We start from the raw sequence: 15,576 nt of genomic DNA, 5'->3' as shown, positions 1-15,576 counted from the left end.
GCTCGTCCATGGTTCAATCCCGGAAGGGAACTCAGCCGCCGCCCACGCCAGCCACGGAGGCCATCTATGGTGCAGCACGTCCTTGACGCCATCCTCGCGAACGAGCTCGACGCGATCGGTTCGCTCGACGTCCCCGAGCACTACCGGGGTGTGACCGTCCACGCCGACGAGGTGGACATGTTCGAGGGGATGCCGAGCAGCGACAAGGATCCTCGCAAGTCGCTGCACGTCGACGACGTCGAGACGCCGGAACTCGGGCCAGGCGAGGCGCTGGTGGCCGTCATGGCCAGCGCGATCAACTACAACACCGTCTGGACGTCGATCTTCGAGCCGATCCCGACGTTCAAGTTCCTCCAGCGCTACGGCAAGACGTCACCGCTGGCCAAGCGCCACGACCTGCCGTACCACGTCGTGGGCTCCGACCTGTCCGGCGTCGTGCTGCGCACCGGCCCCGGCGTGCACAACTGGAAGCCCGGCGACACCGTCGTCGCGCACTGCCTGTCGGTCGAGCTGGAAGGGCCCGACGGGCACAACGACACGATGATGGACACCGAGCAGCGAATCTGGGGGTTCGAGACCAACTTCGGCGGGCTCGCGGAGGTCGCGCTGGTCAAGTCGAACCAGCTGATGCCCAAGCCCGCACACCTGACCTGGGAGGAGGCTGCCTCACCTGGCCTGGTGAATTCCACCGCCTATCGGCAGCTGGTTTCCCGCAACGGCGCCGACATGAAGCAGGGCGACGTCGTGCTGATCTGGGGCGCGTCCGGCGGGCTCGGCTCGTACGCCACGCAGTACGCACTCAACGGCGGCGCGATCCCGGTGTGCGTGGTCTCCAGCGAGGAGAAGGCGGAGATCTGCCGCTCGATGGGGGCAGAGCACATCATCGACCGTAACGCCGAGGGTTACCGATTCTGGAAGTCCGAGACCGAACAAGACCCGAAGGAGTGGAACCGGTTCGGCAAGAAGATCCGCGAGCTGACCGGCGGTGAGGACCCGGACATCGTGTTCGAGCACCCTGGCAAGGAGACGTTCGGCGCGTCTGTCTACGCCGCACGCAAGGGCGGCACGATCGTCACGTGCGCATCGACGTCCGGCTATATGCACACCTACGACAACCGCTACCTGTGGATGAACCTCAAGCGGATCATCGGGTCGCACTTCGCGAACTACCGCGAGTCGTGGGAGGCGAACCGGCTGATCGACAAGGGCCTGATCCACCCGACGCTGTCGAAGACCTACTCGATGGAAGACACCGGGCAGGCCGCGCTGGACGTGCATCGCAACGCGCACCAGGGCAAGGTCGGCGTGCTGTGCCTCGCACCGGAGGAGGGGCTCGGCGTGATGGACCAGGAGAAGCGCGAGCGTCACCTGGACAAGATCAACCAGTTCCGTGGCATCTGAGGACTGCTCACCGGTCCGGAGTATCAGCCCTGACGAGCGAGAATCTGACCACCGCCGGGTGATATAGCGGAGCGTAACGAGGTAGCGTGTCGCCATGAGTCTCGGCGAGGAACAGGACCTGGTACCACTCGGTGCGGGCTTCGATGTGGTCCGACGGGGCTATAGCCCCAGTCAGGTAAACGAGCACCTTGAGGAGCTCGACGCCAACCTCAAGATGATCACGTCCGACCGGGACGCGGCCATCTCGCAGGCAGGCGACCTCGCCAGGCAACTCGAGATGGCGCGCACCGAGATCAACGACCTCAAGAGCGAGGTCGAGACGCTGTCATTGCCGCCGACCGAGATCGAAGGGCTCTCGGCGCGGCTGCGCAGAATGGTGCGGCGGGCGCAGGACGAGGCGTCCGACACCAGGGCGAGGGCCGAGGCCGAGGCCAGTCACATCAGGGCCAAGGCCGAGGCCGACGCCACCGCCATGCGGACTCGTTACGACCAGCTGCTCGCCGATCTCGACGCGCGGCGGCAGGACATGGAGAACGAGCACCGCGAGGTCATGGACAAGGCGCGTGCCGAAGCGCAAGAGATCCTCAACCATGCGCAGGAGGAGCGGCTGCAACTCGACCTCGAGGCGGAGGAACGCCGCACCAAGGTCGAAGAGGACTTCGAGATCGCGATGGCGACGCGGCGGTCCGAGGCCATGCGTCAGCTCGCCGAGCAGGAAGCGGCGAGCAAGGCCGAGGCGGAACGCCGGCTGCGCGAGGCTTCCGAGGAGGCCAAGCGGGTCCGCGAGCAGATCACCAAGGAACAGCAGGAACACAAGGCCGACGTCGAGAAGCGGTACCGGGAGTCGGTCGAGGACGCGAACAAGCGCAAGCAGGAGTCCATCACCGAGGCCAACGCCCGGCTCGCGGAAGCGACCGACGAGTCCAACCGCAGGGTGGCCGAGGCGACGGAGACCGCCAACCGCAGGATCAACCACGCCGCCGACCGGGTGGAGGAGATGCGGGCGCTGCGCGAAGAGATCGCGGGGCAGATCAAGGCGATCCGCTCGGTCATCTCGGACGCCGACGTGCTGCTTGACCGGGCGGTCACGTCGGTGGGCAAGCAGGACGAGGTCACCGCGGGCGATGCACAGGGTGATGGCGCGCGGGGCGGCCACGACAACGGCACAACGCAGGCAACCGGCACAACGGCGGACGCGGCCGACGCCGCGGGCGGCTCCGACGAGCCGGGGTCCGACGCCGAGGCGCGGGCCGCCGAGGACGCGGAACGCACCGGCAGTGCCGAAGCCACGGCTGAGGACGCAGGCACCGATGCTGACGACGCCGATGGACAGCAGGCCAACGGCGTCACGTCCACCGTCGCTGATGGACAGGAGTCACGGCAGGAGCCGTCGACGTCCGCCAACGGCAGGGCGGAACAGTCCGGTGTCGCGCGCTGACCACACGCCGCGCCAGCACGTTTTTGTCCGGGTATGACAATGCTTGCCTGCTACTCGCAACCTGACACGCGCATCGTCGTTGTCCGAACAGCACAAGGCGGCCCCTACCGCTAGTCTCTGCTGGCGAGCACAAACCGCCGAAGGCACCAGCGCAGGTACTCGGTTCCGCGTCACGCGGCACGCCTAACGTCACAGGAGGAGCTTCATGGTCGCCTACAAGACCATCGTCGTCGGAACGGATGGTTCACGGTCTTCCTACGCGGCTGTCGACCGCGCAGCCGCCGTCGCGGCGTCGTGCGATGCCACGCTCGTCATCGCATGCGCGTACTTCCCCACCCGGCAGGAAGACGTCGACAAGGCACAGGACGTGCTTGGCGACGAGGCGTACCAGGTCGTCGGCTCAGCGCCGGCGGAGGACACGCTGCACACCGCGCACGACCGCGCCATCGCGCAGGGCGCGAAGCAGGTGCAGACGGTGCCGGTGCAAGGTGAGCCGGTGGCGACCCTGTTGAAGGTGCTCAAGGAGCACTCCGCCGACCTGCTCGTGGTCGGTAACCGTGGCCTGAACACGCTCGCGGGCCGCATCCTCGGTTCGGTGCCGTCCGAGGTGGCGCGCAAGTCGAACTCAGACGTCCTGATCGTTCACACCACCTGAGCGTCGATGGTAGCGAGCACCCCCGACGGGACCGGCGCCTCCGGCAAGGACGAGCGCAACGGTCTGCAGGAACGGGTGGCAGCCGTCCTGCTCGGCGGCGAGCGCAAGTACACCCGGCTTGAGGTCGCCGAGCGGGCGGGGGTCTCGCCAGACCGCACCGCGATGCTGTGGCGCGCGCTCGGCTTCGCTGGCGCCGCCGACGACGATGTGGTCTTCACCGACGCCGATGTCGAGGCCGCGCAGATCGCCAACGGGTTCCTCGAGTCGGGACTGATCGACGAGAAGACCGACACCGCGATGACCCGCGCGCTGGGGCATCACCTGTCGCGGCTCGCCGAATGGCAGGTGCAGCTGGTGACATCCTGGCTGGAGCAGCGGCCGGACGTCGCCGAGTCGGAGGAGCAGTTCGCGCAGCTCGTCGAGGCATCTGTGCCCGCCATCGAACGGCTGCAGAACTACGTCTGGCGCAGGCATCTCGCCGCGTTCTCCGGACGGGCGCTGGCGACGGACGCGCAGCTGGAGACCCGCAGCCAGGCAGTCGGGTTCGTGGACATGGTCGGCTACACGAGGATGACGCGCCGGGTCGACCGCGACCAGCTGAGCACGCTGCTTGAGCGCTTCGAAGGACTGGCCACCAGCGTGATCGCCGAGCACCACGGGCACATCGTGAAGATGATCGGCGACGAAGTGCTGTTCGTCTGCGACAGCCCGGTCGAGGCCGCCGAGATCGCGCTCACGCTGACCGAACAGACCGAGGCCGACGAGGACATCCCCGAGGTCCGCGCCGGGCTCGCGTACGGGCGCATCCTCAGCCGGTTCGGTGACGTCTACGGCTCAGTGGTCAACTTGGCCGCACGACTCACTTCCGCAGCCCGGCCCGGCACGGTACTCGTCGACAAGGAGCTGGCCGACGCCCTCTCCGGCCGCGAGGAGTTCGCGCTCCGCAGCAAACGCCCGATCTCGGTACGGGGCTACAAGCGCCTGAAGCCGATGGTGCTCCGCCGCGCCTGACCGCACGCGGTTGCGCCGTGTCCCCCGCTCAGGACGCTGTGTTCCGCGCTCAGGACGTCGTGTTCCTCGTTCCGGACGCAGTGTCTCGCGCCAAACGCGACAACGGGGTAATCGATCACGCAAGATCGTTGCCACCTTGAGTATCCTGTGACGCGTACCTCTTCGCGGCGGAAAGTCCCGGCGGCGGCCGGGGACTACGCGAAGAGGCCTTCCGCGAAGAGGTGACGTTACGTGTCGGGACCTGACGACAGCCTGCCTATCGGACGGCGTATCCAGTGGTACCGCGAGCGAACGGGCATGTCCCGTCCGGTGCTCGCGCAGCTCGTGGATCGCAGCGACTCCTGGCTCAAGGGTGTGGAGTCGGGCCGTCTCCACACACCGCGGCTGCCCATGCTGTTGCGGTTGGCCGAAGCGCTTGGGCTTGACGATCTTGCGGATCTGACCGGCAACGGGCACGCGGTATCCGTGAGCGTGTATGCCGGAGAGCGGCATCCCGCGCTCGCTGACGTGCAGGCTGCGCTTACCGAATACCGCATCAGTCCACCTCGCCGGGAGATCAGCGTGCCGCATTTGCGGCAGCGGCTCGCACGCGCATGGCAGGTGCGGCACGGTTCGCCAGACCATCGAACACAGCTCGGCGTGCTGCTGCCGGATCTGATTCGCGACGCGCAGCAAGCCTCCCGAACCACGCGCGGCGACGGGCGCCGCGACGCCCGCCGCGTACTGTCCGGGGTCTACCAACTCGCCGACTTCTACGTCGCTTACCAGCCCGCGCCGGAGCTTGTCTGGATGGTCGCCGACCGAGCACTGACCGAAGGGCAGGAGGCCGACGACCCCTACTGCATCGCGAGCGGAGCCTGGGCCATGATTCAGGCACTTCGCGACTCGGGCCGATGGGATGAGGCACTCGGGCTCGCACACGACGCGATCGGCCAACTCACCCCGCATCTCGATGGCGCACCCGACAACTGGCGCGGCATGGTCGGTGCACTCGAAGCCGAGATCGCGCTCACCCACGCCCGGCGCGGCCGACACGGCGACGCCTGGGGAGCCTGGGAGCGCGCCGACGCGATCGCCCGGACTCTCGGGCCGTCCTACCGGCACGTGCAGAGCAGCTTCTCAGCGCCGACGATGGCAGCACACGCCACTACTCTCGGCGTGGACCTGCGGCGGCCCGGGGAGGCCATGCGCGCGGCTGAGAGCATCGACGCCGACACAATCGCGAGCGTGCCACGCCGCGCCCGGCATTTGATCGAGGTCGCCCGCGCTGCGCATCAGCGCGACGAGCGCGTGGCCACGCTCGCGCTGCTCGACCGCTCCGAGCGGACCGCGAGCGAGACGATTCGCTACAACGGGTGGGCGCGTGAGCTGCTGCGTGATTTGCGGCAGCGGCCACCGTCCGGGATGCGCGACGATGTGCATGACCTCTGCCACCGGGTCGGCATCGCCGCGTAGTCCAACAGAGTGGGGGCACAAACTGTACCCATCCCCCTGTAGCCGCCGTGTGACGCTCCGCGCATGCCACATCGATCAGGAGCAGGCAGCGGCGTGCCAGGCGGTAGACAGCTCATCAGCACGCGGTTCTATCCAGAGCCGATCGTCATCACCGACGAGGAGATACGAGCGGACGAAGCCGAACGCGAGGCTGAGGAGCGCGAGCGCGAATTCGTCGACCGGGAGCCCGAGCAGTGACGGCCGTCCTGACGCAGCGGGCGCGTCACACCCAGCTTCATCCGACCCCACCGGATCTGGCTGAGCGAGTCGCCCCGCCGACGCTGGCGCAGGAGTGGTCCGACATCAAGCGGCGCGGCCGCACGTGCTGGTACTGCGGAACGGTCTACCTGCACGCCGCCGACACAGATCGCTGCGAGATAGCCGCCGAGAGCCGCTCAGCCCACCAAAAATGCGCTTCTGCTGGCGGATCTGAAGAGGAGCCACCAGCATGAAGATGGAAGAGTGCCCAACCTGCCACGGATCGGGACTACAAGATGCCGGACCAGACGGAAAACGAGCCGCCTGCCCAACCTGCGGCGGACTCGGACAAGTCCCCAGCAAGTAGCGAGTGCAGGCTTTGCCTGGGCACCGGCACGATGTCCTGGCAGCAGCCCTGCCCCGACGGCACGCTGCGCACCATGGAGTGGCCGTGCCCGAACGGCTGCGGCGGCCACTGGAAGCACCCCGCCGCCCAGTCCGGGCGCGTCGTCGAGCAAACACCGGACGACCTGCCCGCGACCGGTAACCGCGCTGCGGCGAACCACATCGGCGCGGACTTCATCGCCAACGCGCTTGAGAACTGGGGCATCGAGCACCCCGCGCTGGACGACAAGCGCTGACTACTCGCGAACGGGCCGCCGACATCGGCGCATGTGATCTTTCGCACGGGGTCATGCTTGCTCTACTTCCGTGCCACAAGCACAAGCAGACACACGAGGATCCCTACGTTGAGCACCACGAGTGTGAGCAGACCACCAGCCATGATCGTCGCCCAGGACTCAGTCACCACGACCATGAGGCCGACTCAGGCAGGCAGCACGGCGTACTGGCGCACGTACAGGTCGGTGAACGTCACCGGTCCACGCGGGCCAGGCACCTTGTCCAGGTTGATGCCGGTCTCCGGGACGGCCAGCAGCTTGAAACCGTCCAGCAGCCGGGTGGGCGCGTTCCAGAACACGCCGGTGCCGGTGTAAGCATCGAAGAACGCCTCCGCCGCGGCGGAGTCCTCGGTCGTAATACCCGCCGCGAGGCCGGACGTCTGCTCGTTGGCGATGCTGACCGCCTCGGCCAGCCCCTCGACGCGCGCCACGGTGACGGTGGCCTCGCGCTCGGAGTCCAGTGCCCACTCGTATCCGATCGGGTGATCGTGCGGCGGCAGCGACGCGGTCACCTCGCGCTCGGCCAGCGCTTCGGACAGCACCGGCCACGCGGTGTCATAGATCGAGGTGTCAATGAGCAGCAGGTTCAGCCGGTTGCACACGCCGAGCCGGTCCAGGCTGTCGGAGACCAGTTCTCGCGCCTTCTCCAGGTCCGCCGCCTTGTCGACGTACAGCACACCGCCACCGTCGGCGTGGGCCAGCGTGCGGACGTCGTTGGCGGCCGCGGTGCGCGCCAGCGTGCGGGTGGTCTCGCCACTGCCGCGCAGGATGACCAGCGGCACCAGCCCGGGGAAGCTGACCAGCGCGGACGCGGCTTCCCGCTCGGCGCGTGGCACTAGCTGGATGACATCGGAGTCGATCCCGGCCGAGGTGAGCGCGGGCGCGATGACGACGTCGAGCAACCGCTGCGCGGAGCCCAGCGCGGCGCTGCCGGTGCGGAGCACACCGCCGTTGCGGGACTTGACCAGCTGCGACGCGACGTCGACGGTCACATTCGGGCGAGCCTCGTAATTCGCGCCAATCACGCCGACCGGGCGCCTGCGCTCAACCAGCTGCAGCCCACCATCCAGCTCCTTGATCGGAATGCTGCGCTGCGGGTGCGGGGTGCTGGCCAGCAGCCGCAGCTGCTCTGCCATGCCGGTGAGTCGCTGCTCGGTGATGGTGAGGCGGTCAAGCAGGCCAGCGCTCATACCGTCGGCGCGCGCCTTGTCGATGTCGGTCTGGTTGGCGGCGAGCACGGTGTCCCGCTCGGCGAGCAGCCGCTCAGCCATGGTGGTCAGCGCGGTGTCGATGGACTTGTTGGTGGCCGCCGCGAGCGACGGCGCGGCGCGCACGGCCGAACGCGCGCATTCCTCGACTGCCTTCGCCACCTCGTCCGACACCGCGGTCACCTCGTCCCTTCGAAAATCGCTGTCTGCCCGCTCCAGTGTGCCTCAGCGCTCCGGACCGCCGAGCACAGGCTCGAGCAGCGGCATCCCGCCGACGACGAGGCAACCCACCACGAGCACACCCAGCGCCAGCGACCACAGTGTCGTGGGAAGTCCGGTCAGCCGTCCGAGTTGGTCGACATCGGAGTCCGCCGCCATGCCGGTGCGACGTTTGCGCTGGAGTTCCGCGACCGCGCGAATCGCGCCAAGCAGCAGGAACCACGTGATCGCGTACACGAACACTCCGGTGACGTCGGGCGTCCCGAACGCGGCGATCAGCCCGAGCGCGACCGCCGTGACCAGCACCGCGAACACCCCATAGGCGTTGCGGACGAGCACGAGCACGCCGAGCACCAGCAGCGCGCACCCGAACAACACCAGCCCTTGCCTGCCGGTGCTGATCAACCCGCTGAACACCACCCCGAGCAAGGCAGGCGCCGGATACCCGGCCAACGCGGTGAGAACCATGCCCGGTCCGGTGCGTTTACCCCGCGAGACGGTGACGCCCGAGGTATCGGAGTGCAGCAGAATGCCGTGCAGCCGTCTGCCGGACAGGAGCGCGACCAAGGCGTGTCCCGCCTCATGCACGATCGTCACCACGGTGCGGGTCACCAGCCAGGGACGCCGCAGCACGACGGCGCCCAGCGCGATCGCGACGGCGATCACCGGCACCATGGCCGTCGGGTCCGCCTGCGCGCCGAACAGCCGCTCCCACCAGTGTTCGAAATCGTCGTTCACGCCACAACATCATCACATCGACGCGAACACGCACCGCACAGGGCCGCTGCGCCATCGGTGTGGCGTCCGTTCGCAAGCGTGTCGACAGACATGCGTCACATTGACGCTGTCGTGATCAGCGGCTTACGGTGGCTCGGCCACGTGCGATGGAGGCCGGAAGCCGGTGAGAATCCGGCACGGACGCGCCACTGTATCCGGGCAGAGCCTGCCCGGAAGTCAGACCCGCCGCCATCGCCACTACCCAATCGGGCCGCGCAAGCCCAAGGAGGTCAGGTTCATGTCCGAAGCGGCAGTCCCCGCGTCGACGTCCATCCCCTCGCCCGTACGCATTCCGCTGCGCGAGATCGTGCCGTGGGCGGTTCTCATCGGCGCGCTCGCCATGATCACCATGTTCTTCATCAGCACAGAGGACGGCGCGACCACGCTGCTCGCCGCCGGTGGCTACGTGCACGAGTTCCTGCACGACGGCCGCCACCTGATGGCCTTCCCCTGCCACTGAGGGGCTGCCGAATGATGCGGACATTGCTGGTCCGCGGCCTGATCGCCGGTTTGTTAGCCGGTCTCGCCGCGGCTGTTTTCGCGTTCGTCGTCGGTGAGCCCCACGTGGACGCCGCGATCGCGCTGGAAGAGGCCCACGCCGCTGAGGAAGCGGGCCATCACGCCGAGGAGCCGCTGGTCAGCAGGGGCATCCAGAGCACGGTCGGGCTGCTCGCCGCGCATCTCGGCATCGGTCTCGCGCTCGGCGGACTGTTCGCCGTGGTGTTCGCGGTGATCTACGGGCGGCTCGGCGGGTTCAGCGTGCGGACGTACGCCTCGCTGCTCGCCGGGGGCGCGTTCGTCGCCGTCACGCTGGTGCCGTTCCTGAAGTACCCGGCGAACCCGCCAGCGGTGGGCCAGACCGGTACGGTCGGCTCCCGCACCGAGCTGTACTTCGTGTTCCTCGCGCTGTCGGTGATCACCGCCGGGCTGGCGGTGACCGCGGCGCGCTCATTCGCCGACCGTTTCGGCAGCTGGGTGGCCAGCGGCATCGGGATCCTCGGTTACGCCGTGGTGATGACGGTGTGCGCTGTGCTGATGCCGACCGTGAACGAGGTGCCGGACGACTTCCCCGCCACACTGCTATGGGACTTCCGACTCGCCTCGCTCGGCGGACTTGTCGTGCTCTGGCTCGTACTCGGAGCCGCGTTCGGCACGCTCGTGCACCGCGCGCTGACACCCACGCCCGCGAAGGCTACGGCCGCCACTGCCTGAGCGGCCTGAACGCTACGACATCGACGCCGTGCCCGTGGTCCCCCAAGCCGCGGGCACGGCGTTGTGTCCGGCACTCCCGACGTTGTGTTCGTCGTTCGGCAACGCTTCAGCCGCCCGGTGGCACGAACGGGAGGTCGTTCGGGACGCCGTCGGAGATCAACCGCAGCAGCGCACCGGTGTCGATGTGCTCGGCGATGGCGTCGGCGAGACGGTCCAGCATGGACTCCCGCAGCTCACCGAAACCGGGCGCGCCCTCGGCCGGTTCCCACGCCACTCCGGCCTGGCTCGCGGCCTCGGTCAGCCACGCCCGGCGGAAGCCGTCGTTCTCGAACGCGCCGTGCCAGGTCGTGCCCCAGACAGCACCGCTGCGCCAGCCGTCAAGAAACGGCTCGGCATCCTGCTCACCGGGCAGTAGCCGCGCGACTCCATGGTGGATCTCGTACGCGACGACGTCCTCACCACGCCACCCGCCGCGCGGAGTAGCGAGCACTTTGTCAGGGTGGAAGTCGACCCGAGTGGGCAGCAGCCCGAGTCCGTCGACGTGACCCTCGCCGGACTCCCAGTCGTCCTCGATCGCGGTGGCGAGCATCTGGTAACCGCCGCAGATGCCGAGCACCGGGCGTCCCTTCTCGGCGCGCACCCGCACCGCGTCCGCGATACCGCACTCGCGCAGCCAGTCCAGATCGGCGACGGTGGCGCGGGAGCCGGGCAGCACGGCGACGTCAGCGGACAGCAGTGTGTCCGGGTCCGTCGTGAGCGTGACGGTCACGCCGGGTTCGGCGGCCAGCGCGTCGACGTCGGTGGCGTTGGACGTCCTGGGCAGCCGGGCCACCGCGACCCGCAGCGGGCGAGCGTGGTCCGACAGGTGCGCCGGATCGCGCCGCCAGCCCGCCTGCGCGAGCGCGTCCTCGGAGTCGATCCAGGCGCCCTCGATCCAGGGCAGCACGCCGTAGACCGGGCGACCGGTGAGCCGCGCCAGGGTCTCGAGACCGGGGCGGAGCAGATCGACGTCACCCCGGAATTTGTTCACCAGCCAGCCCGCGAGCAGCGCTTGGTCGTCGGCGTCCAGCAGCGCGAGGGTGCCGAACATCGACGCGAGCACGCCGCCCCTGTCGATGTCGCCCACCACGACCACCGGCAGCCGTGCGTGCCGCGCGAGGCCCATGTTGACGTAGTCCCCGCCCCGCAGATTGATCTCGGCGGGGCTGCCCGCACCCTCGCAGACCACGACGTCGAAGCGTTCCCGCAGCTCAGCGAGGGTGTCGAAGGCGATGCGGGCGAGGCCCTGCCGGCCGGTGGCGTACTCGCCGGCGTCGAGCGTGCCGAACGGCTTGCCGAGCGCGATGACGTGGCTACGACGGTCGCTGCCCGGTTTGAGCAGGATGGGATTCATAGCAGCTTCGGGCGTCACCCCGGCGGCGCGGGCTTGCAGCCACTGCGCGCGGCCGATCTCGGTGCCGTCCGGGCACACCATGGAGTTGTTGGACATGTTCTGCGCCTTGAACGGCGCGACGGACAGCCCCTGGCGGGCGAAGAACCGGCACAGCCCCGCCGCGACCAGGCTCTTACCCGCGTCCGACGTCGTCCCCGCGACGAGCACGCCTCCCGCCGTCATGCGCGCCTCCCCGCCACGATCACACCGACCACCGAGACCCCGGCCGCCACCGCACCGACCGCGCGGGACAGCCGCACGGCGCGGCGGAGGTCCGCGACGCCGGGCGTGCGGCCATTCCCCAGGGTGCCGCGGTTCTCGACCGCGCCCGCGTAGCTGTTCACGCCGCCCAGCCGGACATCGAGCGCCCCTGCGAACGCGGCCTCCACGGGGCCAGCGTTCGGACTCGGGTGCTTGGCCGCGCCCCGCCGCCACACCCGCACGGCGTCGGAGCCACGTCCGCCGACGGCCGGAGCACACCCGGCCGCGGCTAGCGCACTGACTCGCGACGGCACCAGGTTCGCGACGTCGTCACCCCGCGCGGATGCCCAACCGAAGTGGACATAGCGGGGCGTGCGGTGGCCGACCATGGCGTCGAGCGTGTTCAGCGCGCGGTAGCCAAGCAGTCCAGGCACCCCGGCGGCCGCACCCCACAGCAGCGGCGCGACGACGGCATCCGAGGTGTTCTCCGCGATCGACTCCGTGGCCGCGCGCGCCAGATCCTTCTCGTCCAGCCCCGCGGGATCCCTGCCGCAGAGGTGCGGCAACCGGGCGCGAGCGCCCTCGACGTCACCGGACTCCAGCAGCCGGGCCATCGCCGTGCCCTCGCCCGCCAGGCCGGTACCGCCCAGCACCGCCCACGTCGTCCCAGCCGTCACCATCGCTCGCGCCACCGGCGACCGGGCGGTGGCCGCGTGTACCAACGTCCCGACCCCCACCGCCGAGCCGACGCATATCCCGGCATAGGCCGCGCCGCGTGCTCGGGAGTCCGCCCACATCCGGCGAGACAGCGCGTCGGCCGCGCGGCCGAACAGCGCCACGGGATGTCCGCGGCGCGGATCGCCGAAGGCCAGGTCCGCGAGGTACCCGGCGAGCAGCCCGGCAGCGGTCGCGCGCGACGTGGAGAGCATGGGACGACGCTACCGGGCGACGCCGCGCTGGCCACGCACGACGACGGAGAGACGTGGTAACTCCCACACCGGCGGCGCGTCCCCAGCCAGCGCTGCGAGAATGACCGGCATGTTCCTGCCGACCCCGATGACCGCGCTGCGCACCGTGTACCGCACGGGCATGCGTGTGCTCGATGAGCTCACCGCAGGCAGCGCGTCACGGCGCCCGAACACCACGCTTGTGCTCGGCGGCGCGCGATCCGGCAAGTCGCAGTACGCCGAGCATCTGCTCGCCGACGAGACCGAGGTCGTCTACGTCGCAACCGGCCAACCGCCCTCGGATTCCGACCCAGACTGGGCCGAACGGGTCCGCAAACACCGGGAGCGCAGGTCACGGCACTGGCACACCGTCGAGACCCTCGACATCGCGAGCGTAGTGCGCACCGCCAACGCTCCTGTGCTTGTCGACTGCCTCGCCACCTGGTTCGCGCGGATCTGCGATGAGACCGGTGCCTGGCACAACACCGACGGCTGGCGCGACCGCACCGAGGCCACCATCTCGGACCTGGTGGACGCGCTGCGCACCGCACCGGCGCCGGTCGTGCTGGTCAGCAACGAGGTCGGCAGCGGTATCGTGCCGTCAACCCCCGCGGGCAGGCTGTTCCGGGACGAGCTCGGCCTGCTGAACCGGCGGGTGGCCGATGCCACCGACGCCGTCGTGCTCGTTGTCGCTGGTCGAGCGCTGGAACTGTCGGCACCGATCGCGCCGAGCTGAGATGCGAAAGGAACCACTGGTGAGCGAATTCGCGATCCCCACCCCCGACGCGGCCGCCCGCGACGCGGCACAGCAGCGCCTTGATGGCCTGGTCAAGCCACTCGGCTCGCTGGGCAAGCTGGAGGAACTGGCCGCGTGGCTGAGCGCGGCGCACGGCGAGGTTCCGCCGCGCCCGATCGAGAACGTGCGAGTGGTGGTGTTCGCAGGCGACCACGGCGTCACGGCGTCGCAGGTGTCGGCGTATCCGGCCGAGATCACGGCGGCGATGGTGCGGGTGTTCCTGTCCGGCGTGAGTGGGGTGAACGTCCTGGCTCGGCAGGTCGGCGCGGACGTGCGTGTGGTCGACATCGGAGTGGACGCCGATCTGGACGACGTCCCCGCCGAGGTGCGGGAGCACAAGATCCGGCGCGGCTCCGGCTCGATCGACACCACCGACGCGCTGAACCCGGGCGAGGCGCGCCGCGCGTTCGACGCCGGGCGCGCGATCGCGGACGCCGAGTGTGACAGTGGCGCTGACCTGCTGATCCCCGGCGACATGGGCATCGGCAACAGCACCGTGGCCGCCACGCTGGTGGCGGGTGCGCTCGGCCTGCCAGCCGAGGACGTCACCGGCACCGGCACCGGGGTGGACGACGAAGGCCGCGCTCGCAAGGTCGAGGTGGTCGAGGCGGCGCTCGCTCGCGCGGGCGATCGGACAGCCGAGCCATTCGAGCTGCTGACCGCGCTGGGCAGCGCGTGCGCGGCGGCGACGGCGGGCTTCTTGGTGCAGGGCGCGGTACGCGGCGTGCCGGTACTGCTGGACGGCGTGTTCTCCTGCGCGGCGGCCGTCGTCGCCGCCGACATCGCCCCGGACGCGGCGCAGTGGTGGCTGGCAGGGCACCGCTCGACCGAGCCGTCGCAGGCCTACGCGCTCAAGTCGCTCGGGCTGGAGCCGATCCTGGACTTCGGGCTGCGACTCGGCGAAGGCAGCGGCGCGGTACAGGCGGTGCCAACGCTGCGGGCGGCGCGGGCGATCATCGCCGAGATGGGCTTGCTTGCCGACATCGCGCCGCCCGATCCGGCCTGATGGGCGATGCGCTGCGGCTGGCCGTCGGCACGCTGACCGCCATCCCGGTGCCACCGCCGCGCCAGGTCGACACCGACGTCGCGCGCAAGGCGATGCTGCTGGCACCGCTCGCGGCGCTGCCGCTAGCGGTACTGGCCTGTGCGGTGGTGTTTGGCGCCGACGTCGTGGGCCTGCCGCCGCTGGTGACGGCGGTGCTCGTGGTGGGGTCGCTGGCTCTCGGCACGCGCGGCATGCACCTGGACGGGCTCGCTGACACCGCCGACGGGCTCGGCGCGTCCTACGACCGAGAGCGGGCCCTGGACGTCATGCGTAAGGGTGATGTCGGGCCGATGGGTATGGCGACCGTGGTGCTGGTGCTGCTCGGCCAAATCGCGGCGCTCACCGGGGCGATCGCGGCCGATCACGGGGTGTTCGCCGCCGCCGTGGGGGTGCTGGCGGGACGGCTGGTGCTCGGGATGTGCTGTCTGCGGATGGTGCCAGCCGCACGACCGGGCGGACTCGGCGCGGCGGTGGCCGGGTCGACGCCGATGTGGCAGGTCGGGCTCGCGCTGACTATCGGCGCTGCGCTGGCCGCGCTGGCTGGCGTCGCAGCTGGGCTGGCGCCATGGCGGGGCGTGCTCGCGGTACTGCTCGCGCTGGTGGCGTCCGGCGCGCTGCTGTGGCGGTGCGTGCGGCGGCTCGGCGGCATCACCGGTGACGTCCTCGGCGCGTGCGTCGAAGCCGCGACGCTGGGTGCGCTGCTGGCGCTGGCGGCGTGAGGCGTCAGGCTTCCCGTTGGCCAGCGGCATCCAGCAAGCAGAGGGCCAGCATGAGCAAGATGACGACAAAGTCCATACAAGTACCTCAAGTTACCCGATAAAGATCACAAACACGTAATGCCGCGACAACTCTCTTCGAATAC

16 protein-coding genes and 1 riboswitch are annotated in these 15,576 nt (G+C 69.6%); of the genes, 12 read left to right on the top strand and 4 right to left on the bottom strand.

What is annotated here, in order from left to right:
* Nucleotides 1–66 precede the first annotated feature (66 nt).
* The 7 genes from ccrA to AMYHA_RS10290 all read left to right on the top strand — a co-directional run bounded on the left by ccrA (nucleotide 67) and on the right by AMYHA_RS10290 (nucleotide 6,838).
* Complete coding sequence (ccrA, locus tag AMYHA_RS10315) at nucleotides 67–1,401, top strand: crotonyl-CoA carboxylase/reductase (protein ID WP_034270419.1); 1,335 nt, start codon at nucleotides 67–69, stop codon at nucleotides 1,399–1,401.
* Between the two features lie 94 nt (nucleotides 1,402–1,495).
* Nucleotides 1,496–2,839 carry a coiled-coil domain-containing protein gene (locus AMYHA_RS10310; RefSeq protein ID WP_084037049.1) on the top strand — a complete coding sequence of 448 codons (1,344 nt, stop codon included), beginning with the start codon at nucleotides 1,496–1,498 and terminating at the stop codon, nucleotides 2,837–2,839.
* A 205-nt stretch (nucleotides 2,840–3,044) separates the two neighbouring features.
* Nucleotides 3,045–3,494 carry a universal stress protein gene (locus tag AMYHA_RS10305; protein WP_034270416.1) on the top strand — a complete coding sequence of 150 codons (450 nt, stop codon included), beginning with the start codon at nucleotides 3,045–3,047 and terminating at the stop codon, nucleotides 3,492–3,494.
* Between the two features lie 6 nt (nucleotides 3,495–3,500).
* Nucleotides 3,501–4,505, top strand: coding sequence for an adenylate/guanylate cyclase domain-containing protein (locus tag AMYHA_RS10300; protein WP_051399746.1), 1,005 nt, complete (start codon nucleotides 3,501–3,503; stop codon nucleotides 4,503–4,505).
* 231 nt (nucleotides 4,506–4,736) lie between these two features.
* Entirely contained in the window at nucleotides 4,737–5,960 is a 1,224-nt protein-coding gene (locus tag AMYHA_RS10295; protein ID WP_034270413.1) for a helix-turn-helix domain-containing protein, read from the top strand.
* A 63-nt stretch (nucleotides 5,961–6,023) separates the two neighbouring features.
* A complete protein-coding gene (locus AMYHA_RS26970; protein WP_157362001.1) occupies nucleotides 6,024–6,197 on the top strand; it encodes a hypothetical protein in 174 nt (57 codons plus the stop codon).
* Nucleotides 6,198–6,493: 296 nt separating this feature from the next.
* Nucleotides 6,494–6,838, top strand: a complete 345-nt coding sequence (locus AMYHA_RS10290) for a hypothetical protein (RefSeq protein ID WP_330759829.1) — start codon at nucleotides 6,494–6,496, stop codon at nucleotides 6,836–6,838.
* A 185-nt stretch (nucleotides 6,839–7,023) separates the two neighbouring features.
* Here AMYHA_RS10290 and AMYHA_RS10285 read toward each other — a convergent pair whose 3' ends face one another.
* Nucleotides 7,024–8,268, bottom strand: a complete 1,245-nt coding sequence (locus AMYHA_RS10285; protein WP_269189751.1) for an aldehyde dehydrogenase family protein — start codon at nucleotides 8,266–8,268, stop codon at nucleotides 7,024–7,026.
* A 42-nt stretch (nucleotides 8,269–8,310) separates the two neighbouring features.
* Nucleotides 8,311–8,979, bottom strand: a complete 669-nt coding sequence (locus AMYHA_RS10280; protein WP_084037573.1) for a M50 family metallopeptidase — start codon at nucleotides 8,977–8,979, stop codon at nucleotides 8,311–8,313.
* Between the two features lie 175 nt (nucleotides 8,980–9,154).
* Nucleotides 9,155–9,286, top strand: a riboswitch (cobalamin riboswitch).
* Between the two features lie 33 nt (nucleotides 9,287–9,319).
* Between AMYHA_RS10280 and AMYHA_RS10275 the strand changes: the two genes are divergently transcribed.
* Both AMYHA_RS10275 and AMYHA_RS10270 read left to right on the top strand, forming a co-directional pair.
* Nucleotides 9,320–9,541, top strand: a complete 222-nt coding sequence (locus AMYHA_RS10275; RefSeq protein WP_034270405.1) for a CbtB-domain containing protein — start codon at nucleotides 9,320–9,322, stop codon at nucleotides 9,539–9,541.
* An 11-nt stretch (nucleotides 9,542–9,552) separates the two neighbouring features.
* Nucleotides 9,553–10,293: a CbtA family protein gene (locus AMYHA_RS10270; RefSeq protein ID WP_051399745.1), complete on the top strand. Its 741-nt coding sequence runs from the start codon at nucleotides 9,553–9,555 to the stop codon at nucleotides 10,291–10,293.
* A gap of 106 nt (nucleotides 10,294–10,399) precedes the next feature.
* Here AMYHA_RS10270 and AMYHA_RS10265 read toward each other — a convergent pair whose 3' ends face one another.
* Both AMYHA_RS10265 and AMYHA_RS10260 read right to left on the bottom strand, forming a co-directional pair.
* On the bottom strand, nucleotides 10,400–11,908 hold the full coding sequence (locus AMYHA_RS10265) for a cobyric acid synthase (protein ID WP_034270403.1): 1,509 nt from the start codon (nucleotides 11,906–11,908) through the stop codon (nucleotides 10,400–10,402).
* Complete coding sequence (locus AMYHA_RS10260) at nucleotides 11,905–12,855, bottom strand: cobalamin biosynthesis protein (RefSeq protein ID WP_034270400.1); 951 nt, start codon at nucleotides 12,853–12,855, stop codon at nucleotides 11,905–11,907. Before AMYHA_RS10260 ends, AMYHA_RS10265 begins: the two co-directional genes overlap by 4 nt.
* A gap of 109 nt (nucleotides 12,856–12,964) precedes the next feature.
* On the opposite strand from AMYHA_RS10260, the gene cobU reads away from it, so the two are divergent.
* Genes cobU through AMYHA_RS10245 form a run of 3 tightly spaced genes read left to right on the top strand, consistent with a single transcriptional unit; the run spans nucleotide 12,965 to nucleotide 15,433 of the window.
* Entirely contained in the window at nucleotides 12,965–13,609 is a 645-nt protein-coding gene (cobU, locus tag AMYHA_RS10255) for a bifunctional adenosylcobinamide kinase/adenosylcobinamide-phosphate guanylyltransferase (protein WP_169732917.1), read from the top strand.
* A gap of 19 nt (nucleotides 13,610–13,628) precedes the next feature.
* Nucleotides 13,629–14,675, top strand: coding sequence for a nicotinate-nucleotide--dimethylbenzimidazole phosphoribosyltransferase (cobT, locus tag AMYHA_RS10250; protein ID WP_231104685.1), 1,047 nt, complete (start codon nucleotides 13,629–13,631; stop codon nucleotides 14,673–14,675).
* A complete protein-coding gene (locus AMYHA_RS10245; protein WP_157361997.1) occupies nucleotides 14,675–15,433 on the top strand; it encodes an adenosylcobinamide-GDP ribazoletransferase in 759 nt (252 codons plus the stop codon). The genes cobT and AMYHA_RS10245 overlap by 1 nt, the downstream gene beginning before the upstream one ends.
* The last annotated feature ends 143 nt before the right edge of the window (nucleotides 15,434–15,576 follow it).

The organism is Haloechinothrix halophila YIM 93223 (assembly GCF_000504245.1).
In the GTDB taxonomy this organism is placed as follows: Bacteria; Actinomycetota; Actinomycetes; order Mycobacteriales; family Pseudonocardiaceae; genus Haloechinothrix_A; species Haloechinothrix_A halophila.
Note: the sequence above shows the minus strand (reverse complement) of the source record. Positions and strands in the feature narration are given on the sequence as shown.